This is a genomic window from Roseomonas gilardii subsp. gilardii (assembly GCF_023078375.1).
GTDB lineage: Bacteria > Pseudomonadota > Alphaproteobacteria > Acetobacterales > Acetobacteraceae > Roseomonas > Roseomonas gilardii.
In genome coordinates, this window is record NZ_CP095554.1 from 2,638,523 (window position 1) to 2,661,529 (window position 23,007).

16 protein-coding genes are annotated in these 23,007 nt (G+C 72.4%); 9 read left to right on the forward strand and 7 right to left on the reverse strand.

Annotated elements, in window-relative coordinates; genetic code table 11:
• Window positions 1-48 precede the first annotated feature (48 nt).
• A complete protein-coding gene (locus tag MVG78_RS12015) occupies window positions 49-1,044 on the reverse strand; it encodes an NADP-dependent oxidoreductase (protein ID WP_247551765.1) in 996 nt (331 codons plus the stop codon).
• A 220-nt stretch (window positions 1,045-1,264) separates the two neighbouring features.
• On the opposite strand from MVG78_RS12015, the gene mobB reads away from it, so the two are divergent.
• Both mobB and MVG78_RS12025 read left to right on the forward strand, forming a co-directional pair.
• Window positions 1,265-1,777, forward strand: a complete 513-nt coding sequence (mobB, locus tag MVG78_RS12020; protein ID WP_247551767.1) for a molybdopterin-guanine dinucleotide biosynthesis protein B — start codon at window positions 1,265-1,267, stop codon at window positions 1,775-1,777.
• Entirely contained in the window at window positions 1,765-3,021 is a 1,257-nt protein-coding gene (locus MVG78_RS12025; protein WP_247551768.1) for a molybdopterin molybdotransferase MoeA, read from the forward strand. Before mobB ends, MVG78_RS12025 begins: the two co-directional genes overlap by 13 nt.
• A gap of 1 nt (window position 3,022) precedes the next feature.
• Here MVG78_RS12025 and mobA read toward each other — a convergent pair whose 3' ends face one another.
• The 6 genes from mobA to MVG78_RS12055 all read right to left on the reverse strand — a co-directional run bounded on the left by mobA (window position 3,023) and on the right by MVG78_RS12055 (window position 10,556).
• Window positions 3,023-3,631 (reverse strand): molybdenum cofactor guanylyltransferase MobA, encoded by a 609-nt coding sequence (mobA, locus tag MVG78_RS12030; protein ID WP_247551770.1) that lies wholly within the window; start codon window positions 3,629-3,631, stop codon window positions 3,023-3,025.
• Between the two features lie 4 nt (window positions 3,632-3,635).
• Window positions 3,636-5,021 (reverse strand): NCS2 family permease, encoded by a 1,386-nt coding sequence (locus tag MVG78_RS12035; RefSeq protein WP_247551772.1) that lies wholly within the window; start codon window positions 5,019-5,021, stop codon window positions 3,636-3,638.
• A gap of 15 nt (window positions 5,022-5,036) precedes the next feature.
• Window positions 5,037-6,908, reverse strand: coding sequence for an adenine deaminase (locus tag MVG78_RS12040; RefSeq protein WP_247551774.1), 1,872 nt, complete (start codon window positions 6,906-6,908; stop codon window positions 5,037-5,039).
• A 397-nt stretch (window positions 6,909-7,305) separates the two neighbouring features.
• Window positions 7,306-7,947 (reverse strand): uracil phosphoribosyltransferase, encoded by a 642-nt coding sequence (gene upp, locus MVG78_RS12045; protein ID WP_247551776.1) that lies wholly within the window; start codon window positions 7,945-7,947, stop codon window positions 7,306-7,308.
• Between the two features lie 48 nt (window positions 7,948-7,995).
• Window positions 7,996-9,237 carry a URC4/urg3 family protein gene (locus tag MVG78_RS12050; RefSeq protein ID WP_247551778.1) on the reverse strand — a complete coding sequence of 414 codons (1,242 nt, stop codon included), beginning with the start codon at window positions 9,235-9,237 and terminating at the stop codon, window positions 7,996-7,998.
• Complete coding sequence (locus MVG78_RS12055) at window positions 9,234-10,556, reverse strand: GTP cyclohydrolase II (protein WP_247551780.1); 1,323 nt, start codon at window positions 10,554-10,556, stop codon at window positions 9,234-9,236. The genes MVG78_RS12050 and MVG78_RS12055 overlap by 4 nt, the downstream gene beginning before the upstream one ends.
• 197 nt (window positions 10,557-10,753) lie before the next feature.
• Here MVG78_RS12055 and MVG78_RS12060 point away from each other — a divergent pair, with 197 nt between their 5' ends.
• The 7 genes from MVG78_RS12060 to MVG78_RS12090 all read left to right on the forward strand — a co-directional run bounded on the left by MVG78_RS12060 (window position 10,754) and on the right by MVG78_RS12090 (window position 22,997).
• Window positions 10,754-11,431 (forward strand): TetR/AcrR family transcriptional regulator, encoded by a 678-nt coding sequence (locus MVG78_RS12060; RefSeq protein WP_247551782.1) that lies wholly within the window; start codon window positions 10,754-10,756, stop codon window positions 11,429-11,431.
• Between the two features lie 215 nt (window positions 11,432-11,646).
• Window positions 11,647-12,618, forward strand: a complete 972-nt coding sequence (locus MVG78_RS12065; RefSeq protein ID WP_247551784.1) for a family 8 glycosyl hydrolase — start codon at window positions 11,647-11,649, stop codon at window positions 12,616-12,618.
• Window positions 12,619-13,603: 985 nt separating this feature from the next.
• Window positions 13,604-13,804 (forward strand): hypothetical protein, encoded by a 201-nt coding sequence (locus tag MVG78_RS12070; RefSeq protein WP_247551785.1) that lies wholly within the window; start codon window positions 13,604-13,606, stop codon window positions 13,802-13,804.
• Between the two features lie 7 nt (window positions 13,805-13,811).
• Window positions 13,812-14,612 carry a cellulose biosynthesis protein BcsQ gene (gene bcsQ / locus MVG78_RS12075; RefSeq protein ID WP_247551787.1) on the forward strand — a complete coding sequence of 267 codons (801 nt, stop codon included), beginning with the start codon at window positions 13,812-13,814 and terminating at the stop codon, window positions 14,610-14,612.
• Window positions 14,609-19,165, forward strand: coding sequence for a UDP-forming cellulose synthase catalytic subunit (bcsA, locus tag MVG78_RS12080; protein ID WP_247551789.1), 4,557 nt, complete (start codon window positions 14,609-14,611; stop codon window positions 19,163-19,165). Before bcsQ ends, bcsA begins: the two co-directional genes overlap by 4 nt.
• A complete protein-coding gene (locus MVG78_RS12085; RefSeq protein WP_247551791.1) occupies window positions 19,165-20,766 on the forward strand; it encodes a tetratricopeptide repeat protein in 1,602 nt (533 codons plus the stop codon). Before bcsA ends, MVG78_RS12085 begins: the two co-directional genes overlap by 1 nt.
• Window positions 20,766-22,997 (forward strand): cellulose biosynthesis protein BcsC, encoded by a 2,232-nt coding sequence (locus MVG78_RS12090; RefSeq protein ID WP_247551793.1) that lies wholly within the window; start codon window positions 20,766-20,768, stop codon window positions 22,995-22,997. The genes MVG78_RS12085 and MVG78_RS12090 overlap by 1 nt, the downstream gene beginning before the upstream one ends.
• Window positions 22,998-23,007 lie beyond the last annotated feature (10 nt).

The following is a 23,007-nucleotide window of genomic DNA, read 5'->3' on the forward strand; positions in this document are numbered from 1 at the left end:
GGGGCGCCCCAACGGGCGCCCCGTTTCGTTTGCGCTGCCCGGATGCTGTCAGTCCAGCGCCACCACGAGCTTGCCGAAGTTCCTCCCCGCCAGCAGCCCGGCGAAGGCCTCCGGCGCGTTGCGCAGCCCGTGCACCACATCCTCGCGGTATTTCAGCACCCCCTCGCGCAGCCAGCGCGCACCGGTCTCGCGCCAGATGGGGAACTGCCGGGGGTGGTCGCCCACGATGAAGCCGCGGATGCTCAGCTTGTTCCGCACCGCGCTCATCAGGTTCGGGCCAGGGGTGGGGCTGGCGTCGTTGTACTCCGCGACCATGCCGCACATGGCCACACGGGCGAAGGGGTTCAGCAGCGGCCAGACCGCCCGCTGCACGGCGCCGCCGACATTCTCGAAATAGACGTCGATCCCGCGCGGGCAGGCTTCCGCCAGCGCGGCCGGCAGATCCGCGCCCCGGTGGTCGACGCAGGCGTCGAAGCCCAGCTCCTCCCGCACATAGGCGCATTTCTCCGCGCCGCCGGCGATGCCCACGACCCGCGCCCCCATGCGCCGCGCGATCTGCCCGGCCACCGCGCCCACCGCGCCGGAGGCCGCCGCGACGACGAAGGTCTCGCCCGGCTTGACCGGCGCGATCTCGGTGCAGCCGACCCAGGCGGTGGTGCCGGGCATGCCCAGCACGCCCAGATAGGCGGAGGGCGGGGCGGCCTCCGCATCGACCGGCGTCAGCAGGTGCGGCGGCACGGAGCAGTAGTGCTGCCATCCCCGGCCGCCCAGGACCCAGGTGCCAGGCTCGAAGCCGGGGCCGGACACGACCTGCCCGACGCTCTGCCCCTCCATCACCGCACCGAGCGCGACGGGCGGGGCATAGGATTTCGTGTCGTTCATCCGCCCGCGCATATACGGATCGAGCGACAGGAACCGGTTCCGCACCAGCACCTCGCCCGGGCCGGGCTGGGGGACCGGCGCTTCCTCGTAGACCAGATGCTCGCCGGTCGGGATTCCGGTGGGGCGCTGGGCCAGCCGGATCATCGGGTTCGTCTCGGGCATGGGGCGCGTACACTCCTTCGTGTCTTCGGGGCCGGGGCCGCCCGATTGCGGAACCGCCCGGCATGGGCGCCAAGATGGGGTGCCCCGTCCATGGACGGGAAGGGGGGCGCACGCTTTCGGCCCGGCCCGACATCGGGTAGCGATGGGGCCATGCCGGCCCGTATCGCCCGCAGGAAGCGGGTGGGCCGGGAACGGAGACGGGGAAGGCCACAGGAACGACATGAGCGGACCCAGGCGAATCATCGGGCTGGCGGGCTGGAGCGGCGCGGGCAAGACCACCCTGCTGACCCGGCTGATCCCCAGCCTGAACGCGCGCGGCCTCTCCGTCTCGACCCTCAAGCACGCGCATCACGATTTCGACGTGGACCAGCCGGGCAAGGACAGCCACAGCCACCGGATGGCCGGGGCGCGGCAGGTGCTGGTGTCCTCGGCCCGGCGCTGGGCGCTGATGACCGAACTGCGTGACGCACCGGAGCCCGATCTCGCCTTCCTCCTGTCCCGCCTCTCGCCGGTCGATCTCGTGGTGGTCGAAGGCTTCAAGCGGGACGCGCATCCGAAGCTGGAGGTCTTCCGCGCCGCCAATGGCCGCCCCTGGCTGCATCCGGAGGACCCGGCCATCCGCGCCGTGGCCGCCGACACGCCGCCACCGGGCGGCCTGCCCTGGGCCGGGCTGGACGAGATCGAGCGCCTGGCTGACCTCGTTCTGGAATTCGCCGCCCCTTGGCCCGGCTGAGCAACGACTGCTTCGCCGCCACCGACGGCACACTGACCCTGGCGGAGGCCGAGGCGCTGATCGCCCGGCTGCCTCCCCTGGCGGGCGAGGGGGAGACCGTGCCGCTGCTGGCCGCGCGCGGGCGGATACTGGCCGAGGACATCGCCGCCCCCATCGACCTGCCGCCCTTCGGCAACAGCGCCATGGACGGCTACGCCTTCGCCGGAAGCGCTCTGGGGCGGGAAGGCGGCTGGCTGCCGCTGGCGGGCCGGGTGGCGGCGGGCGAGGCGGCGGCGCCCCTGCCGCCGGGCCATGCCATCCGCATCCTGACGGGCGCGCCGCTGCCGCCCGGCGCGGATACGGTGATGATCCAGGAGGACGCCCGGCTGGGAGTGGGGGCCGAGGCCGGGCGGGTCTTCCTGCCGCCGGGCCTGCCGCCCGGGGCCAATATCCGCCGCGCCGGGGAGGATCTGCCGCGGGGCGCGCTGGCCCTGCCGAAGGGGCGGCTGCTCGCGGCCCCGGAGATCGCCCTGGCGGCGGCGCTGGGCCTGACGGCCCTGCCGGTGACACGGCGCCCGCGCCTGGGCGTCTTCAGCACGGGCAGCGAACTGGTCGCGCCGGGCGGGCGGCTCGGGCCGTCGCAGGCGCATGACAGCAACCGCTTCATGCTGCTCTCCCTGCTCGCGGGCCTGCCGGTGGAGGCGCACGATCTCGGCCTGCTGCCCGACCGGCGCGGGGAAACCGAGGCGGCGCTGCGCAAGGCTGCGCTGTCGCATGACATGTTACTGACATCCGGCGGCGTGAGCATGGGCGACGAGGACCATGTCCGCCGCGCCCTGGAAACGGTGGGCAGCCTCGCCTTCTGGCGCCTCGCAGTGAAGCCGGGGCGCCCGGTGGCGATGGGGGTGGTGGAAGGCCGACCGGTGCTGGGCCTGCCTGGCAATCCGGTCGCGGCGCTGCTCGGCTTCCTGCACCTGGCGCGGCCCCTGGCCCTGCATCTGGCCGGGGCGGTGCCGAAGCCGCTGCCGCGCTTCGAGCTGCGCGCCGGCTTCAGCCACCGCAAGCTGCCGGGGCGGCGCGAATACCTGCGCGTGGCGGTGGAGGCGGGTCCGGAGGGTCCCGTGGCCCGCAAGCCAGGGCGGGCGGGCGCGGGGCAGATCGCCTCGCTGCTCGAAAGCGACGCCTTCGCCGAATTGCCGGAAGACAGGGGCGATGTCGCGCCGGGCGACCGCATCCTGGTGCTGCCCTTTGCCGGGCTGTTCTGACCTACTCCCGCAGGCGCCGCTCGGCCTCCGCCAGCTCCTCCGGCGTATTGGCATTGAAGAACGGATCGCGGGCACCCGCCTCCCAGACGGCCATGGCGCAGCCCCATCGCGCGGCCCAGGCCGCCACCCGCCTTTCCCCGGCCAGCAGGCTGCCCCGGAGTTCGTCGCGCAGCGCGACAGGCCAGAGCGCGACCGGCGGATGGCGGTTCGGGCCTGAGGCCGCGCAGGCGATGGGGGTGCCGGCGGCCTCGCGCGCCGCATGCAGGCGCGCGACGAGATCGGCCGGGGCGAAGGGGTTGTCGCCCGGCAGGGACACCAGCCAGGGCAGGTCCGGGCGGTGTTCCGCCACCCAGTCCATGCCCGCCAGGATGCCCGCCAGCGGGCCGGGGAAACCCGGCACGCCGTCCGCCGCCACGGGCAGGCCCCAGGGGCGGAACCGCGCCGGATCGCCATTCGCGTTCAGCAGGCAGGCGGCGACCTGCGGGCGGAGGGATGCCAGCACATGGTCCAGCATGGTCCGTCCGCCGAGCGGCAGCAGGACCTTGTCGCCGCCGCCCATCCGCCGTGCCAGCCCGCCCGCCAGGACGAGCCCCGCCGTGTCATCCCGCATGGCCTCAGCTCAGCCGGGTCATCACCACGATATAGGCGATGAAGACCAGGCCGAGGCCCCAGACCACGCCACTGATCTCCCGCGCCCGGCCGAGCGACAGGAAAAGCAGGATGTAGCTCAGCGTGCCGATCGCCATGCCGTTGATCAGATTGTTGGTCAGCACCGTCAGCAACAGCGTCAGCGCGACGGGCACGGCATTGGTGAGCTGGCCCAGGTCGATGCGCGTCAGCCCCTGCAGCATCAGCACGCCGACCACCACCAGCGCCGGGGCCGTCGCCTGCGGCGGAATCACGGTGAAGACCGGCCAGACGAAGAGCGCCAGGAAGAACAGCGCCGCGACGGTGATGGAGGTGAGCCCGGTGCGGCCGCCCGCCTGCACGCCGGTGACGGATTCGATATAGGCCGTGACCACGGAGGTGCCGAGGATGGGGCCCACGATCGTCGCCGTCGCATCCGTGGAGAAGGCCGCCGTGGCATTGGGGATGGAGCCGTCCGGCCGCCGCAGGTTCGCCGCCCCCGTGACACCGATCACCGTCGCCAGCGTCGAGAAGAACTCGGCGCAGACGAAGTAGAAGAGGATCGGCAGCACCACGACGAAATTCTGGAACATGTAGGAGAAGTCGAGCTGGCCGAAGGTATTCGAGGGCCAGTGCGGCAGCGCCAGGAAGGCGGAGGGCGTCCTGGTGATGACGGTGCCGTTCGGCAGCGGCACGAAGCAGCCGATGACCGTCAGCACGGCGATGGAAAGGATCAGCGCGCCGGGGATCTGCCGCGCCACCAGCATCGGCGTGACCAGGATGCCGGCCAGCGTCAGCAGCACGGCGGGTTCGCGCAGCGATCCCATGGCGATGAAGGTGCTGGGGTTGGCGACCACGAAGCCCGCGCCACGCAGGGCGATGAAGACGATATAGGCGCCGACCGCCGCGCTGATGCCGACCTTCAGCACCTCCGGCACGTCCTTCGCCACCTTCTCGCGCAGCTTCGTCAGGCTGAGCAGCAGGAAGACCACGCCGGTGAAGCAGACCATGGCGAGCGCGCCCTGCCAGGGCACGCCCATCCCCTTCACCAGGATGAAGGTGAAGACGACGTTGGAGCCCATGGCCGGCGCCACGGCGAGCGGCAGGTTCGCCGTCAGCCCCATCATCACGCTGCCGAAGATGGCGGCCAGCGCGGTGGCGATCACCAGGTCGCCGCGGTCCATACCCGCCTGCGACATGATCGCCGGGTTCACCGCGATGATATAGGCCATGGCGGCGAAGGTGGTCAGGCCGGCGATCATCTCCTGCGGCACGGAGCTGTTGCGCTCGCTCAGCTTGAAGAAGCGGTCGAGCGCGCCTTTCGGCCGCGCATCGTCGACGGGCGCCCCCGCGCCAAGGCTTGCGTTGCTCACGTGGGAAACCCCCTCTTACCAGACGACCGGATGCGTCTCGCCGGTCTGCACGTTGACGAAGCCCAGCGGCGCCTGCTCGCAGGGGGCCACGAGCACCCAGCGCCAGGGCGCGCAGGTGAGGGTGGCGAAGATCAGGCGTTCCGGGAAACCGGGGAACCAGCGGGGGTGGAAGGTGGGCTCGTACATCCACTCCACCTTCGCGCCCTCGTCATAGAGGTGCTGCATCTCCGCGTTCAGCGCCTCCGCCGGGCGGCAGGTCATCAGCCCGCCGACCTCGTAGCGCACGGTGGCGGCCAGCTCGCCCTCCCGCACCAGGGCCCAGCCGCCGCCGATCCCGCGCAGCGCGTTCACGGCCTTCGCCATGGCCGCGTCGCAGGAACCGACGACCCAGATATTGTGCTTGTCATGCGCGACGGAGCAGGCCAGCGCGGTGCCGGGCGTGGCCGGCCCGCAGCCGAGCCAGAACATCCGCGCCGTCCGCCCCTCGCCGGAGAAACGGTCCACGATGGCGAATTTCGTGACGTTGCGCGCCGCGTCGCGCTGCACGGCGCCCCCGGCGACCGGCAGTTCCGTGGTGATGAAGCCGTCATTCCAGTGGAAGGGGCGCAGCAGCGCCGCCTGCATCGTCGCGCGGCCCGGTTCGGCGGCGATGCGGAAATCCTCCGCCACCATCTCGCGCCGGATGTTCACCGTCCGCGTCGCCCAGCCGGGCCAGTCGATACGCGGCACCGGGCCGGTATAGCGCGTGCCCTCGCTCACCGGCTGCCCATCGGCCCAGACCTTGGCGATCTCCAGCGCCGCGACATCGCGCAGCAGCACCACATCGGCGAAGCGGCCGGGGGCGAGGCTGCCGACCCAGGGCGTCAGCCGCATGTGCCGCGCCGGGTTCAGCGTGACGCACTGGATCGCGGTCTCGGGGGCGAGGCCCAGGCGGATCGCGGTGCGGGCATTGTGGTCCGTGGCCCCCAGCCTGATCGTGTCCGAGGCGCTGCGGTCGTCGGTGGTGAAGGCGACCTGCGACCAGTCGGCGAGGCCCTTGTCCAGCAGCCAGGGGATCACCTGGTCCATGGAATAGGGACGGATCTCGGTGAAGATGCCGTGGCGGAGCTTCTCCCACACCTCCTCCGGCGACCAGGCCTCATGGTCCGAGGCGAGGCCGGCGGCGGCGAAGGCGTTGATCTCCGGCAACTCGCGCAGCCCCGCGCCATGGCCCTCCACCACGCCGCGCTGGGCGAAGGTCGCCTGGATCATGCCCCAGAGCCGCTTGTAGGAAGGGTTCTCCGGGTTCCAGACGGCGGGCCAGTCCATCACCTCGTCCAGCCCGGCCACCATCAGGCTCTCGCGCAGGAAGCCCTGCTGCTCGTCATGGCCGAACCAGCCGCCGCCCCATTCATAGGCGGTGGGCGGCACGGCGGAGCCGGGCAGGGGGAAGATCTTCAGCGGCGAGCCCTGGCGGCGCGCGGTGAGCCAGAATTCCAGGTTGTGCGGCCCATCCACGTTGGAGAATTCGTGGCTGGCCTCGCAGGTCCAGGTATTGCCACGCGGCAGTACCAGCGCCGCCTCCCATTCCGGGGTGAGGTGGGAGCTCTCGATATGCTTGTGCACCTCGCCGAAGCCGGGCACGGCGGCGAGGTCCGGCTCATGCACATGCTCCGCCGCCTCGCCGGGCCAGGAGCCGGCGGGGCCGACATAGGCGATCCGGCGGCCCCGGATGACGATCTCGGCATCCTCCATCCAGCTCCGCGTGTGCACGTCCAGCAGCCGCCCGACCCGCAGCACCCGGTCCGCCGGGCGTTTCCCCAGGGCCACCAGTGTCAGCTCCTGACGGATGCTCACCTCGTTCGCGGCATCGATCAGCAGGTCGTCGGGGAGAGGGGAAGGGGTCATGGCATATCCGGCGGGCTGGAGACGGCGGCCACACGGATCGTGATCCCCGGCCACCGGGTCCCGGGGAAAATCTTGCAATTTGAGTGCCATGTACAGGGCCGCCGCGGATCGCCGCCGGCCGGGGGCGTGTCGGGCCGGGGAGCTCAGTTATCCCCAAAATCCGTGGAAGGTTCTGTGGATAACCATCCGGAAATGTGACGGAGCCGAGGCACTTCCTGGACTTTTTCGACCCTGGCGGAAAATGCCTCCGGAGCGGGGGAAAATCGGCCCCGGCCATCCGGGACCGGAACCGGGCCGGAACCGGGGCGGGGGAGGACCCCGCGCCGGAGGCGCCGCCACACCCCGACAATGCGTCCCCGGCGATCCCCCCGGCGACCCCCCGGGGCACAGCCCGGCGTCACTTGGTGCCGAAGAGCCGGTCCCCCGCATCGCCCAGGCCGGGCAGGATATAGGCATGGCCGTTCAGCTCGCGGTCCAGCGAGGCGGTGAAGACCGGCACGTCCGGATGCGCCTCGGCGAAGACGCGCAACCCCTCCGGCGCGGCGAGCAGGCAGACGAAGCTCACCTGCGACGCCCCGGCCTGCTTGATCCGCGACACGGCGGCGGCGGCGGAATGGCCGGTGGCCAGCATCGGGTCCACCGCGATCACCTGCCGGGCGCCGATATCCTCGGGCAGCTTCAGGTAGTATTCCACCGGCACCAGGGTCTGCGGGTCCCGGTACAGGCCGACATGGCCGACGCGGGCGGAGGGGACGAGGTCCAGCATCCCCTGCAGCAGCCCGTCGCCGGCCCGCAGGATGGACACGAAGCAGAGCTTCTTGCCGGACAGGATGGGCGCCTCCATCACCTCCAGCGGCGTCTCGATGCTGGTGGTCTCCAGCGGCAGGTCGCGCGTGACCTCATAGGCCATCAGCAGGCTGATCTCGCGCGCCAGGCGGCGGAACTCCCCGGTGGAGGTCTCCTTGCGGCGCATCAGCGTCAGCTTGTGCTGCACCAGCGGGTGGTCGATCACCTTCAGGGTCGGATAGGCGGCGGGCATGGCGTGGGGCCTTCTTCGTCTCGGCGGGCTGGGAAGCGGCGGGCAGGGTCAGAAGACCGTGCCGTCGCTCCGCACGTTCAGGGGCGGCGTGCCGCCCGGGCGTTTCTCGCGGGCGATGCGGCGGCCGGCGGCCCAGGTGCCGCCCTCCAGCACGCGGGCCAGGGGCATCCCGGCGGCGGTGAGGCCCAGCCGGGCGCGGACGCCCTCCGCCACCCGGTCCAGCAGCGCCACGGTCAGGGCGCGCCATTCCACGATGGCCTCATGCTCCACGGGCAGGGGGCCTTCCGCCAGGGCGGGGTCACGCAGCTCCAGCACGCCGAGATCCAGGAACAACCCGCCATTGCGGTATTCCGGCAGGCCGGTGAGCTCGTCGAGCCCGGTCACGCGCAGCCCGGCCTCCTCCAGCGCCTCGATGAGCGAGTAGCTGAGCCATTGCGACAGCTTGTGGAAGGGCAGCAGGCCGGGCGCGGGCTCCTCCGGCGCGGCGAGGGGGTGGCGCCAGACATCGCCGAGATTCTCGCCGCCCAGGCTGAGCCGCGAGGGCCAGATCGGCGCGAAACCCTCCAGCACCGCCGCCAGCACGGTGCGGGCGGGCAGGGTGCCCTCCTCGGCCCGCGCCGCCAGATGGTCGTAGAGGCGTCCGATCCGCGCCTGCGGGGCGAAGATGTCCGGCCGGGCGCGCAAGGCTTCGCCCAGCGCCCGCATCAGCGCGGCGCGGCCCTCCAGCCCTTCCAGCGGGTTGCCCGGCCCGGCCTGGAAGGCGGCGCCGAGCGCGGCGGCGCTGATCCGCGACAGGCCATCCGCATCGGCGCGCAGGGGATGGGCCGGATCGCCGGAAAAGAGGCCAGCCGAGAAGGCATGCAGGCTGGCCACCGCCAGCCCCTCGGAGCGGGCGATGCGCTGCCCGTCCTCGGTGAAGGCCCAGTCGGGCCCGGCCCCGGCATCCAGCAGCACGCTGACGACGCAGAGGTCGAAGCGGATGCGCGCGACCTCCTCGCCCGACTGGTCCTCCAGCATCCGGGCGAGTTCGCCCCAGCGGTCGCGCCCGCCCGCGGCGAAATGCCGCCAGCGCGCATGATAGGGGATGGCGAGGTCCGGGTAGTTGTCGCGGATCACCGCCGTGACGTAATCCGCCGCCGCCTCCAGCCGCTCCGGATGCAGCCGGAAATGCGGCAGCGCGTCGCGTTCCGCCAGCGCCAGCATGGCATGGGCGCGCCGCCGGATCGTCGCCGGATCGCGCAGCAGGGCGAGCTGGGCGGCGAGGCCGGCCCTGTCCTCCGCCGCGCTCACTCCTGCAGCCCGCGTCCCTTGATGCGCGCCAGCTCGGCGGCATCCGGCACCTTGTCGGTGAAGTATCCGGCGGCCTTCTTGGCGTCCATCTCCACCTGCGCATCGGGCGGGATCAGCTCCTCGGGGATGGGCACGCGCTCCACCACCTCGATGCCGCTGGCGACGATCGGCTCGTATTTCATGTTGCTCATCGAGACGAGCCGGTCGATCCGCGTGATGCCGAGCCAGTGCAGCACATCCGGCATCAGCTCCTGGAAGCGCATGTCGTGCACGCCCGCCACACCCGCCGTGCAGGCGAAATAGCGGTCGGCACGGTCGCCACCCTCCTGCCGCTTGCGCGCATTGTAGACGAGGAACTTCGTCACTTCCCCCAGGGCGCGCCCTTCCTTGCGGTTGTAGACGATGACGCCCACCCCGCCGCGCTGCGCCTGCGCCTCCTCGATGCAGACCTCGATCCCATGCGCCAGATAGGGGCGGCAGGTGCAGATGTCGGAGCCGAACACGTCGGAGCCGTTGCACTCGTCATGGATGCGGCAGGCGATGCGCGTCTCCGGCTGGCCCAGCTTCGCCGGGTCGCCGAAGAGATAGACGGTCATGCCGCCGATCGGCGGCAGGAAGGTCTTGAGGTCGGGCCGCGTCACCAGTTCCGGGAACATGCCGCCGGTCTGCTCGAAGAGGCCACGGCGCAGGTCGTTCTCGGTGATGCCGAAGCGTTCCGCCACCCCCGGCAGCCACCAGACCGGCTCGATGGCAACCTTGGTCACGCGCGCATCGCCGCTGGCGCCGAGGATCTGCCCATCCGGCTCCAGCCGCCCGGCGCGCATCGCGGCGGTCAGCTCCGGCATGTTGATATGCGCCTTGGTGACCGCGATGCTCGGCCGGATGTCGCGCCCCGCGGCGATCTCGGCGCCGAAGGCCTCGGTGGTCATGTGGCCCCAGGGGTCGAGCGAGACGATCCTCGCCGGGTCTCCCCATTGCAGGAAGGGGCCGATCGGTTCGGCCGGGCGGGTGTTGGTCAGGTCCGGCCGGTGCCCGGCGGAAAGCTGCCCGGCGGCGACGGCCAGGGCGCGGTAGAGCGCATAGGACCCCGCATGGGTGCCAATGGCGTTGCGGTTGCCCTCGCCGGGGGTGGCGATCACCGGGCCGCGCCGCTGCGGATCGGCGGCGCCCCACTGCACCGGCGGCGCGATCTGGCCGCCGATCCCGGGATGCGAGGTGAGGATGATGGGCCGCGCCGGCCCGGGCCGGTTGCCGCGGAGGGCCGCCTGCGGCAGCGGCGCGGCGAGCGGGGACGGCACGGTTTCCGGGATCTGGCTCATCGCGCGAAGCTCCCCTGGCGGGCGGTTTCCTTCCAGGGCGGGGCTGGCCGGGGGGAGGGGATCTGCACGACGCGCTGGATCATCCGGAAGGGCTCCATGGCGAGGATGGCCGCTCAAGTCAGGGAGGCTATTGTGACCTTGACCGATCGGTCAACTTGCAAGATGGGCACGGGTCGGCCGCTCTGCGGGGGATCGGAATGGCGAAGCACGCGGAAACGGCAGGAACCGATGCGGGCGAGGGCAGGCCTGCCTCACGCGAAGGCAGGCGCCAGGCGCTGCGGGCGCAGATCCTGCGGGCTGCGGAGCGCGTCTTCGCCGAGGCGGGCTTCGCCGGGGCCAGCATGTCGGCCCTGGCCGAAGCCGCCGGGCTGCCGAAGGCCAACCTGCATTACTATTTCGGCACCAAGGAAGCGCTCTACCGCGCGGTGCTGGACGACATCCTGGCGCTCTGGCTCTCCGCGACCGACGACATCCGCCCCGGCAGCGACCCCGCGACAGCGCTCACCGCCTATATCCGCGCCAAGATGCGGCATTCGCGCCTGCGGCCCCATGCATCCCGCGTCTTCGCCAATGAGGTGCTGCACGGAGCGCCCCAGTTGCACGGCTTCTTCGCCACGGAATTGCGGGATCTCGTGGAACAGAAGGCCAAGGTGATGGAGGGGTGGATCGCCGCCGGGCTGATGCACCCGATCGATCCGCGCCACCTCTTCTTCTCCCTCTGGGCCATGACCCAGACCTATGCGGACTTCGCGGCGCAGATCACCCCGGTGCTGGGCATCCCGGAGATGGACGAACGGAGCTGCGCGGAGGGCGAAGAGACCATCCTCAGGCTCATCCTGGGTGCCTGCCTGCCCCGGCGGGACATGCCACCGTGAAGGCGAAAAGGCCACAGGGCGCGCGAAAAGCCCTGGGGCAGAACAAACGCTTAATACAACCTTTGCGGCACGGTAACGCCGATGATACACCTCGGATGTGACGAAAATCCTTGGGATCCGCCTTGGCGAGCAAGATTACGCGAAGGAAAGCCATCTGGGCGATAGGTTCTTTCGCCGTCTCGCGTAACGCGGTGGCAGCTTCCCTGCATCGTCCATTGTCTGATGATTTCGCGAAGGGCTGGCACGCCTTCGCCCGGCACTTCCTTTCGGCCGAGGGCCGGGTGGTCGATACCGCCAATGGCGGGATCACCCATTCCGAAGGGCAGGGATGGGCGATGCACTTCGCCCTCCGGGCCGGCGACCGGCCCCGCTTCGAGCGAATCGCCGAATGGACACAGGAGAACCTCCGTCTCGGGCCGCATGGCCTGCATGCCTGGCGCGGCACGGCCAGCGACGGCAGCGAGGATCCCAACAACGCCACGGATGGCGACCTGTTCATCGCCTCGGCGCTGATCCTGGCCGGCGAGCAATGGGGGCGGCCGGACTGGCGCGCGAGCGGCCTCGCCACCGCGCAGGACATCCTCCGGATGCTGCCGCGCCGGGTCGGCGGCCGGCTCGTCCTGCTGCCGGGGCTGCAGGGCTTCGAGCGGGGCGGGGAGGTCGTGGTGAACCCGTCCTACTACGCCTTCCCGATGCTGCGCATCCTGGCCCGGGCGCTGCCCGATCCGCTCTGGCTCGACCTGGCCGCGGATGGCCTGGCCCTGCTGCGGGATTCCTGCTTCGGCCCCCACGGCCTGCCCGCCGACTGGGTCGCGGTGTCCCGGACGGATGGGCGCGTGACGCCGGCGGAAGGCTGGCCTGCCCGCTTTTCCTACGATGCCGTCCGGGTGCCGCTCTGGCTCGGCTGGGCCGGCCTGGTGGAGGAGCCGGGCCTGCGCGGCCCGGCGGCCTTCTGGGCCGATGCGCCACGCCCGCCGCCCGCCTGGGTGGATCTGCGCAGCGGGGAAGGCGGGCCGGACCCGGCCCTGCCCGGCATGGTGGCCGTGGCCGATCTGGCGATGCGGCGCGCCGGCCTGTCCTTGGCGGCCAGCCGTCCTGACGGACTCTCCCGCCCGCCCATGCGGGACGACAACTACTATTCGGCGGCGCTGAGCCTTCTCGTCGCCCTGGCGGATCGCCCGGCATGAGCGCGCCGTCCCGCCCCCTCGCTCTTTGCATTGCACATGCCCCCGGCCGGTCGAGAGGCGCCTCGCATGGATGACAAGTCTGATGTGCTGCGCGTGGCGGAAGCCCTGGGCACGACGGGCATGAGGTACCGGAACTTCAGCAACGAGGCCGTGCGCCGCAACCCACCGGTCCGGCCGGCCCCGGTGGAAGCGCCGCCATCCGATGCCGCGCCGGCCGCGCCGGCCCAAGTGGCCACGGCACCCATGCCGCCGATGCCCGCACCGGCCGTGCCGGCAGCGGCACAGTTTCCTGTCCAGCCTCCCGGCCCGCCTTCCGCGCAATGGATTTCCCAGGGCCAGTCCCCGAACCCGGACCCTGCCGGCATGCCCCTCCCGCCGCCCGCTTCCAGCCCGCCGCTGCACGACGCGCCGCCCGTACCGGCATCCTGGCCTCTGCCAGCCATGACTTCCGCAATACCCCCGGCCATGCCTCCGAACGGTTTTCCGGGAACCCCCAGGGAACCCCCCAGGGAAGCCAGCCGGCCTGGCCCGCCTCCGCGCCGCCCCCGCCGGCCGCTGTCTGGGAGGCGCAGCGGGCCCCGCTCCATCCTGCCCCGCTGCCCGCTGTCCCGCCCATGGCTCCACACGCACTCCCCCAGGCGCTCCCCCAGCCGGAACATCCCATGTTCCATCCATCGCAGCCGGTCCCGGCACCGCACCGGCCGCCCGCCGCTCCGGCCAGTGCCGCCGCGTGGCCGCCGGGCCATGGCTATCCGCCGCCCTTCCAGGGCGCGCCTCCCCCCGGTTTTCCCCCCCCCCCGGTTTTCCCCCACCGGGCGCGGGCGCCCATCTCCCTGTGCCACCTCCGGCCCCGCCCTGGCCTCCGGGGGCCGAAGCGGGTTTCGCCGCGCCGCCCCCGGCCATGCCGGGCTGGCCGGACCCCGCCCGCAACCCGCCCGCCGCGTCCTGGCCGCCGCCCCCGGCCATGCCGGCGGGCCCCGCGCCCATGGCGGCCGACAATCCGGCACCCGCGCCGCCGCGTACCGTCGAGGTGGATTTCGCGCTCTTCGCCGCCGTGGACCACGCCATGGCGGATCTGCGCGCCTCGGTGAAGGTGCCGCAGCCGGGCACCGGCAGCCTCTCGGAACTGCTGCGCGGCATCGCCAACGCGACGGCGCCCCATCCCTTCCCCCCGGACCAAAGGTAGGCCGAGCGTGCCGCTGATCTGCATGGCATCGCCGAAGGGCGGGGTGGGCAAGACCACCCTGGCGGCGAACATCGCCCACAACCTTTCCCGGGCCGGACGCCGCGTCCTGGTCATGGATTTCGACCCGCAGAACGCGCTGCGGCTGCATTTCGGCCTGTCCATCGGCGACCAGGCCGGCTGGGCCACGGGCCTGCCCGAGCGGCCCGACTGGCACCGGGCGCTGCGGCAGACGGGCTCGGGCGTCGCGCTCCTGCCCTTCGGCGTGATCGACCTGGCGCGGGCGCTGGCGCTGGACGGGCTGCTCGGCCGCCAGCCGGAACTGCTGCTCGGCCCCATGCGGGCCATGCTGGCCGACGAGACGCTGCTGATCGTGGCGGACCTGCCGCCCGGCCCCTCGCGCAGCCTGGCCCTGCTGGCGCCGCTGGCGAATCTCGTGGTCTGCGTCCTCAAGGCCGAGGCGATGAGCGCCGCCCTGATGCCGGAGGTCGAGAGCGGCCGCTTTTCCGGCATCGGCCTGGGCACCGTCGATACGCACCGGCTGCGGGTGGTGATCAACGAGGTGGACCTGCAGTCGCGCCTGTCCCGGGCGGCAGCGGAGGCGGTGGCGCGGCATGCCGGCTGGCGCCTGCTGGGCGCGGTGAGCCGGGACGAGGCGGTGATGGAAAGCCTCGCCTGCCAGCGCCTCGTGGCCGACCATGCGCCGCAGTCCCGCGCCGCCAACGACCTGCGGGAGGTGGCGGAGGCGATCGCCGCCTGCATCCCCGTCCAGCAGCAGCCCGTGCCCGTCAGCATGTGGGGGGGGCGATGAACCGTCTCGCGCAGTTCTTCGAACGTCTCTCGCGCGGCCGCGCCGGGGTGCTCCTGCTCACGGCGGCGGGGCTGCTGCTCGCCATCCCCTTCGTCGTGGCACCCCTGGAGGCCCAGCAGCAGGCCTGGCTGGCCATCGCCTGCTTCCTCGTCTTCCTGCTGGCCTCGCGGCTCAAGGGACGGGGGGCGAACTTCTTCCTCGTCATGCTCTCGGTGCTGATCTCGGCGCGCTACCTCTACTGGCGCCTGACCGACACGCTCGATTTCTCGGGCTTCTGGGCGCCCTTCCTCGGCACGGGCCTGCTGCTGGCCGAACTCTATGCGGTGATCGCGCTGCTGCTCGCCTATCTCCAGTCGATCTGGCCGCTGGAGCGCAAGCCGGTGCCGCTGCCGGACGATCCGGCGGAATGGCCCGTGCTCGACATCTACATCCCGACCTACAACGAGCCGCTCTCGGTGGTGAAGCCGTCCGTCTTCGGCGCGCTGGCCATGGACTGGCCGAAGGACAAGATGAACGTCTACATCCTCGATGACGGGCGGCGCGAGGAGTTCCGCGCCTTCGCCGAGGATATCGGCTGCGGCTACATGATCCGTCCCGACAACAAGGGTGCCAAGGCCGGCAACATCAACCACGCCCTGACCCGGACGAAGGGCGAGTTCATCCTCATCTTCGACTGCGACCACGTGCCGGTGCGCGCCTTCCCGCAGATGACGCTGGGCTGGATGCTGCGCGACCCGAAGATCGGCATGCTGCAGACGCCGCACCACTTCTACAGCCCCGATCCCTTCGAGCGGAACCTCGCCTCCGGCCTGCGCGTGCCCAACGAGGGCCTGCTCTTCTACGGGCTGATCCAGTCGGGCAACGACCTCTGGAACGCGACCTTCTTCTGCGGCTCCTGCGCCGTGATCCGGCGGACGGCGCTGGAGGAGGTGGGCGGCGTGCCGCACCAGACGGTGACGGAGGACTGCCACTGCTCGCTGAAGATGCAGCGGCGCGGCTGGCGCACCGCCTATCTCCGCCTGCCCCTGGCGGCCGGCCTCGCGACGGAGCGCCTCGCGCTGCATATCGGCCAGCGCATGCGCTGGGCGCGCGGCATGATCCAGATCTTCCGCGTGGACAACCCCTTCCTCGGCGGCGGCAAGCTGAGCTGGACGCAGAAGTTCTGCTACGTCTCCTCGATGTGGCACTTCATGTTCCCGCTGCCACGCTTCGTCTTCCTGACCTCGCCGCTGGCCTTCCTGATCTTCGGGCAGAACCTGATCGCCGCCTCGCCGCTGGCCATCGCCGCCTATGCCGGGCCGCATGTGATCCACGCCGTGGCCACCAACAGCCGCCTGCAGGGCTCCGTGCGGCATTCCTTCTGGTCGGAGATCTACGAGACCGTGCTGACGCTCTGGCTGCTGCCGGTGATGCTGGCGACGCTGCTCGACCCGAAGAAGGGCAAGTTCAATGTCACCGACAAGGGCGGCGTGCTGGAGGAAGGCTTCTTCGACGTGCGCGCCGTCTATCCCAATGCCGTGCTGGCGCTGGTGATGTTCGGCGGCCTGCTCCTCGGCATCTGGGGCCTCCTGAGCAGCGGCACGGGCACGCTGGCCTTCCAGGCCTATGCGCTGAACACGCTCTGGCTGTCGCTGTCGCTCTTCATCGTGCTGGCCGGGATCGCGGTGGGGCGCGAGCGGCGCCAGGTGCGGGAACGCGCCCGCGTCTCGGCCCGGCTCCCGGCCTCGGTGGTGCTGCCGGATGGCCGGGTGCTGGAGGGGCACAGCGTGGACCTCTCGCTGGGCGGCGCCGCGATCGAGGTCGCCGCCCCGGACAACATCGCCCCCGATCAGCCGCTGGTGCTGGACGTGGCGGTGGGGCCGGACCGCGTTTCCCTGCCGGCCCAGGCGCTGCGCTGGCAGAACAACAAGCTCCAGCTCCGCTTCACGCCGCAGAACCTGCGCGACGAGGGCAACATCACCCGCGTCGTGCTCTGCCGCGCCGATAGCTGGCTGCACTGGGACAGCGTGCGCCGCGACCGGCCGATGCGGGCGCTCTACGAGGTGGGCGTCAGCATCCGGGGCCTGTTCCGCGGCGACAGCCAGCTTTCCCTGCGCCGCAACCGCCGCCCGGTGCCGGGTGGCAAGGCCCGCCGCCCGGGCGCGCAGCGTGCCGCCCTGCTGCTCGGCCTGGGCCTGGGCGTGAGCGCGGCGGCGGCACAGCCCGCGCCGCCGCCCCCGCGCCCGGTGACAAGGCAGGCCGCGCCCGCGCCGGCATGGACCTCCCCCGACCTGCCCGCGCCCGCCGAGCCTCCGGCCGCCGCCTCGCAACCGGTCCAGGACGGTGTCCAGGAGCCGGGCCATGGGGGGGGGCAGGGAGCGGTCCAGGGGGCAGTCCAGGGATCGCCCGGCGCGGCGGTCCCGGCCGCCGCGTCCCAGGGCCGGGTCCTGCGCCGCACCCTGCGCGAGCTCGGCCTGCAATCGCCGATGCAGCTCCGGGGCCTGACCGACCTTCAGGGCGTGCTCTTCGGGGTGCGGGAGGACGAGGTGGTGACAGGCGCGCGGCTCGTGCTGCGCGGCGCCACCAGCCCGGCGCTGATCCCGGAACTGTCGCAGATCGCGGTGACGCTGAACGAGCAGTTCATCGGCGCCATCACGCCGGAGCGCGCGCGGCCGAGCTTCGGGCCGCTGGAATTCCCCATCAACCCGGTCTTCTTCGCCGATACCAACCGGCTGAACTTCCGCTTCACCGGCCGCTATGCCGCGGAGTGCAACGACCCGCTCTCGGGGCTGCTCTGGTCCACCATCTCGGACCAGTCCGTGCTGGAGATCACGACCGAGCACCTGGCCATGCCGCGCGACCTGGCGCGGCTGCCAGCGCCCTTCTTCGACCGGGTGCAACTGCGCGCGCCGCTGGTCCTGCCCTTCGTGGTGCCGGCCGAGGCGAGCAACGACCTGGCGCGGGCGGCGCTGATCGCCTCCTCCTGGTTCGCGGTGCAGGCGGACTATCGCGGCGCCAGCTTCCCGGTCTCCAGCGCCCCGCCGACCCGGGGCCATGGCGTGGTGGTGGCGGTGGGCGCGGATTCCGTGCCCGGCGTGGCGCTGCCCCGCTTCGAGGGGCCGACCCTGGCGCTGGTGCCCAACCCCACCGACCCCGAGGCGGCCCTGCTGGTCGTCGGCGGCCGCACCGGGGCTGAGGCCGTCGCCGCCGCCCAGGCGCTGGCCGTGTCCAGCCAGGGGCTGTCGGGGGAGGCCGCGCTGGTCTCGGCCCCCGACATCGCGCCGCGCCAGCCCTATGACGCGCCGCGCTGGATCCGCACCGAACGGCCGGTGCGCTTCGGCGAGCTGGTGGACCCGTCGGAGCTCCAGTCCTACGGCTTCGCACCCGGCAACATCGCCGTGCCGTTCCGCACCGCGCCCGATGTCTATACCTGGCGGCAGCGGCCCATCCCGGTGGACCTGTTCTTCCGCGCGCCGCCGGGCCCCGTGGCGGACCTCCAGGTGTCCCGCCTCGATGTCTCGCTGAACGGCAACTACCTGAAGTCCCTGCCACTGCGGGAAGGCGATCCGGCCTGGCCCTGGAACTGGGTGGCGCGGCAACTGGGCGTGAACTTCGGCGAGGACCGCGGCAGCGGCTCGGCCGGCCTGCCGCCCTACCTGGTCTTCGGCCTGAACAACCTGCAGATGCGCTTCGACATGCGCCCGCTGAACCGGGGCGACTGCACCGCCATCCCGGGCGACATCCGCGCCTCGATCGACCCGGACAGCACGATCGACCTGTCCCGCTCCTACCGCTTCACCACCCTGCCGAACCTCGCCTTCTTCGCGGGCTCCGGCTTCCCCTACACGAAGCTCGCGGATCTTTCCGACACGGCGCTGGTGCTGCCGGACCGGCCGACATCGCTGGAACTCTCCAACGCCATGGGGCTGATCGGCCGGCTGTCGGCCAATACGGGCGTGCCGGCCCTGCGCCTGGCCATCGCCCATTCCGGCAGCCTGGACAGCGTGGCGGACCGCAACCTGCTGGTGGTCGGCGCGCTCAACCGCGTGCCCGGGCTCGCGCGCCTGCTGCGGGACGGCCCGGTCCACCTGGAGGGCAACCGCCTCCAGGTCTCGCTGCCGGGGCCGCTGGAGAATTTCCGCAACATCTTCCTGTCGGATGACCGGCTGCGCGACCGGACGCGGCTGAACGCCGTCGTGTCCGGGCCAGGGGACGGCCAGGGCATCATGATCGGCGCCGAAAGCCCGCTCCAGGCGGGGCGGACGCTGGTGGCGATCACCGGCACCACGCCCCAGGGCGTCGAGGCCATGCTGAACGCGCTGAGCGACCCGGACCAGTTGCCGCGCATCCAGGGCGATGTCGCCTGGCTGGCGGGCGGGCGGATCGAGTCCTACCGCATCAGCCCGACCTATTCGGTGGGCAGCCTGCCGATCTGGCTCTGGCCGCAGCTCTATCTCGGCAACCGCCCCGACGCGGTGCTGCTGCTGGTGGTGGGGGCGGCGCTGCTGCTGGCCATCCCGTCCTACTGGATCATCCGGCGGCGCGTCGCGGCCCGCCTCAGGGCGCAGATCTGATGCCGTCGCGCCGTTCCGGGCCGCATCTCGCGGCGCTGCTCCTCGCCTCCACCGCCCTGCCGGTGCCGGCCCTGGCCCAGACTCAGAGTGGAAATACTCAGAGTGGCAATCCTCAGAGTGGCACCCCGGCTGGCACCCAGGACAGGGCGATCCAGATCCTGCTCGACCAGGCGAACTACTGGCGCGGCCAGGGCAGGCCGGATCAGGTGGTGCGGACGCTGGAACGCGTGCTGGTCGCCGATCCCGAGAATGTCGCGGCCCTCTCCGGCCTCGCCCAGGCCCAGGCGCAGCAGGGCGACCGGGCCGCGGCCGACCGCACCCTGGCGCGGCTGCGGCAGGCCGCGCCGGGCAATGCCGTGGTGGGCAGCACCGAGACCCAGCTCCGGGGCGCCGCCGCCGACCCGGCCCAGGTCGCCGAGGCGAGGCGGCTGGCGCAGTCGGGACAGAACGCGGCGGCGGTGGCGCGCTACCGGCAGATCTTCGGCGGCAACACCCCGCCGGATGTCTTCGCGCAGGAATACTACCAGGCCCTGGCCGGGACGCCCGATGGCTATGCGGAGGGGCGGGACGGGCTGAGGCGCCTGCTGGACCGCAGCCCGGGCAACCGCGCCCTGCAACTCGCCTATGCCCAGACCCTGACCTGGCGCGAGGGCTCGCGCGCGGAGGGCATCCGCCAGCTCCAGCAACTCGCCCAGAGCCCGGACATGGCACAGCAGGCGCGGAACTCCTGGCGTCAGGCCCTGAGCTGGAGCGGTGCCAGCGAAGCGGCCATTCCCGCGCTGGAAGCCTATCTGGCCCGCTATCCGGATGACCAGCAGGTACAGCGGCAACTGGCGGAGGCCCGCAACCCCACCCGCACCCCGCAGGATGAAGCGGGAGCGCAGCGCCAGGCGGGCTTCGAGGCGCTGAACGGCAACCGCATCGCCGCGGCGGAGGCAGCCTTCCAGGCGGTGCTGCAACGATCGCCCGAGGATTCCGATGCGCTCGGCGGGCTGGGGCTCGTGCGGCTGCGCCAGGGCCGCAACAGCGAGGCGAAGACCCTGCTGGCCCGCGCCATCGCGGCCGACCCGCAGGAAGGGCGCCGCAAATGGGGGCAGGCGCTGGACGGCGCCAGCTATGCCGGGGCGGTCAACACCGCGCGGGCGCAGATCGCCCGCGGGCAGGTGCAGCAGGCCGAGGCGACGCTGGAGGCGGCGGTGCGCCAGGGTGGCGCGGAGCAGGCCGATGCCCAGGCGCTGCTGGGCGATATCCTGATGCGGCGCGGCGACGCGGCGGGGGCGGAGAGACGCTACCGCGCCGCCCTGAGCCGCCGGCCCAACCTGCCCGCCGCCCTGTCCGGGCTCTACGAATCCCTGCAATCCCAGGGCCGGCTGGCCGAGGCGGAGGAACTGGCGGCGCGGCAGGGGGGCGCCTTCGCCAACAACCTCGCGGCCTCGCGCGCCGAGCAGTTGCGGGCCGAGGCGCAGCGCAGCACCGATCCGGCGCAGGCGGTGGCCCTGCTCCAGTCGGCCTATGCCTCCAACCCGGAAAACCCCTGGGTCCGGCTCGACCTCGCCCGCGCCATGGCGCGGCAGGGGCGGGGGCGGAAGGCCGCGCGCTGATGCAGGAGCTGGTCCAGCGCAGCGCCAGCGCCGACAACCTCTACGCGGCGGCCCTCTTCGCGCAGGAGGAAGGCCGCGCCAGCGAGGCCGCCTCCCTGGTCGAGCGGATTCCCGCCCGGCTGCGCTCGGCCGATGCCAGCCGCCTGCTCCGTGCCACCGCCGTGCAGAGCGAGGTCGCGGCCGCGGCGGAACCCGCGCGCTACGGGCAGTACGACCTCGCCCGGCAGCGGCTGATGCAGATCGTCGCGCGTCCCGATCCCAGCGGGGAGACCGCCGCCCAGGCGGTGCGCGCGCTGAACGCGGTGGGCGACACGCGCGGCGCCGTGGACCTGGCCCGGATGGCGCTGGCCACCAATGCCAATGCGGCCCCGGCGGGGCGGATCGCCCTGGCGGATGCGCTGCTCGATGCCGGGCAGGGGGCGGAGGCCACCGCCATCGCCGCCAGCCTGACGGCCGATCCGCGCCTCACGGCCCAGGACCGGCAGCGGCTGAGCGGCCTGCAAACGGGGATCGCCATCCGCGAAAGCGACCGGCTCAACGAGGCGGGCGACCAGGCCGCCGCCTATGACCGGCTCGCCCCCGCGCTGAGCGCGAAGCCGCAGGACCCGGATGTGAACCTCGCCCTGGCGCGGCTCTACCAGGGGGCGCAGGACCCCGCCCGGGCGCAGGACATCGCCGAGGCGGTGCTGCGGCGCGACCCGCGCAACGCCGATGCGCGCCTGGCCGCCGCCAGCGCCGCCATCGCGCGCGGGCAGACGCGGCGGGCGGAGGAACTGCTCGCCGAGGGACGCACGCTGACGCCCAACGACCCCCGGGTCGCGGTGGTGGAGGCGCAGCTCGCCCGCTCCTCCGGCGATTACCGGCGGGCGCAGGCGGCGCTGCAACGCGCCGAGGAACTGCGGCAGGCGCAGCTCCGTGGCACCCAGGCGGCGGCCCCGGCCCTGGCGGCGCAGCCGGCCCTGATGCGGAACCAGACGGCGAATCCCTTCCGCCAAGTGGCGCTGGCGGGCGGGGAGCCGGCCATCCTGGCCACGGCGGCGCCGGCCGTGGCCAGCGACCCCCTGCTCGGCGACATCCAGCGCCAGCTTGCCGAGGTGCGGGAAGAAGCCGCGCCGCGCGTCGGGCCGAATTTCGCCGGGCGCTTCCGTTCCGGCAGCGGCGGCCTCGACCGGTTGCAGGAATATTCCGGCGGGGCCGAGGCCTCGGCGGCGATGCCGGGGATCGGCGGGCGGATCGCCGCCCGCGCCCAGCTCTACAGCATCGATTCCGGCACGCTGGACCAGAGCACGGGCAACCTGCGCCGCTTCGGCACGAACCCGCTGATGCTGCCGGGGGCCAGCGAGAGCATCTCCGCCGCCACCGCGTCCCGGCTGGTGCCAAAGGACACCACGGCCTCCGGCGCCACCTTCGGCCTCGGCTATACGCGGGGCGAGAGCCTGTCGCTCGATCTCGGCACCACGCCGATCGGCTACCGTGTGCAGAACATGGTGGGCGGGCTGGAACTCGCCCCGTCGCTGAACGGCAACCTGCGCCTGCGCCTGACCGGAGAGCGCCGGGCCGTCACCGACAGCCTGCTGGCCTGGGCCGGGCAGCGCGATCCGGTCACCAGCCGGGTCTGGGGCGGCGTGGTGCGCAACACCGGGCGCGGCCAGTTCGAATGGAGCGCGGGGCGGGCGAATTTCTACGCCGGCGGCGGCTACTCCCAGTTCGAGGGCAAGGGGGTCGCGGACAACAGCCGGATCGAGGCCGGCGCCGGCATGAGCTACGCCTTCTTCCGGCGGCCGGACGAGGAGCTGACCAGCGGGCTCGACCTCGTCTACCTCTCCTACGACAAGAACCTGCGCTTCTTCACCCTGGGCCAGGGCGGCTATTTCAGCCCGCAGAACTATGTCGCGGCGAATATCCCGATCGATTACCGCGCCCGGATCGGGAACCTTTCCTACCACCTCGGCGGCCAGATCGGCCTCGCGCATTTCAAGGAGGACCGCTCCCCGCTCTTCCCCAACGACCCGGCCCTGCAGGCCCAGGCCGAGTCGCGGGCGGCGGCGGATTCCACGCAGAGCGCCTTCTACAGCGGCCAGACCCAGACCAGCCTGGTCGGTGGCGTGCGGGCGGATGCGGAATATGCCGTCACGCCGCAGTTCAAGGTCGGCGGCCTGCTCCGCTACGACCGCGCGGCGGACTGGAACGAGGTGCGTGCCATGCTCTTCGCGCGCTACCGCTTCGACTGACCGGATGGCT

What these genes read in the sequence shown, in the direction of transcription:
- MVG78_RS12060 (WP_247551782.1), top strand. Translation starts at nt 10,754, where the DNA reads ATGGCGAAGCACGCGGAAACGGCAGGAACCGATGCGGGCGAGGGCAGG.
- MVG78_RS12055 (WP_247551780.1), bottom strand. Translation starts at nt 10,556, where the DNA reads ATGAGCCAGATCCCGGAAACCGTGCCGTCCCCGCTCGCCGCGCCGCTG.
- MVG78_RS12090 (WP_247551793.1), top strand. Translation starts at nt 20,766, where the DNA reads ATGCAGGAGCTGGTCCAGCGCAGCGCCAGCGCCGACAACCTCTACGCG.
- MVG78_RS12040 (WP_247551774.1), bottom strand. Translation starts at nt 6,908, where the DNA reads ATGACCCCTTCCCCTCTCCCCGACGACCTGCTGATCGATGCCGCGAAC.
- mobA (WP_247551770.1), bottom strand. Translation starts at nt 3,631, where the DNA reads ATGCGGGATGACACGGCGGGGCTCGTCCTGGCGGGCGGGCTGGCACGG.
- MVG78_RS12015 (WP_247551765.1), bottom strand. Translation starts at nt 1,044, where the DNA reads ATGCCCGAGACGAACCCGATGATCCGGCTGGCCCAGCGCCCCACCGGA.
- mobB (WP_247551767.1), top strand. Translation starts at nt 1,265, where the DNA reads ATGAGCGGACCCAGGCGAATCATCGGGCTGGCGGGCTGGAGCGGCGCG.
- upp (WP_247551776.1), bottom strand. Translation starts at nt 7,947, where the DNA reads ATGCCCGCCGCCTATCCGACCCTGAAGGTGATCGACCACCCGCTGGTG.
- MVG78_RS12085 (WP_247551791.1), top strand. Translation starts at nt 19,165, where the DNA reads ATGCCGTCGCGCCGTTCCGGGCCGCATCTCGCGGCGCTGCTCCTCGCC.
- MVG78_RS12070 (WP_247551785.1), top strand. Translation starts at nt 13,604, where the DNA reads ATGGCGGCCGACAATCCGGCACCCGCGCCGCCGCGTACCGTCGAGGTG.
- bcsA (WP_247551789.1), top strand. Translation starts at nt 14,609, where the DNA reads ATGAACCGTCTCGCGCAGTTCTTCGAACGTCTCTCGCGCGGCCGCGCC.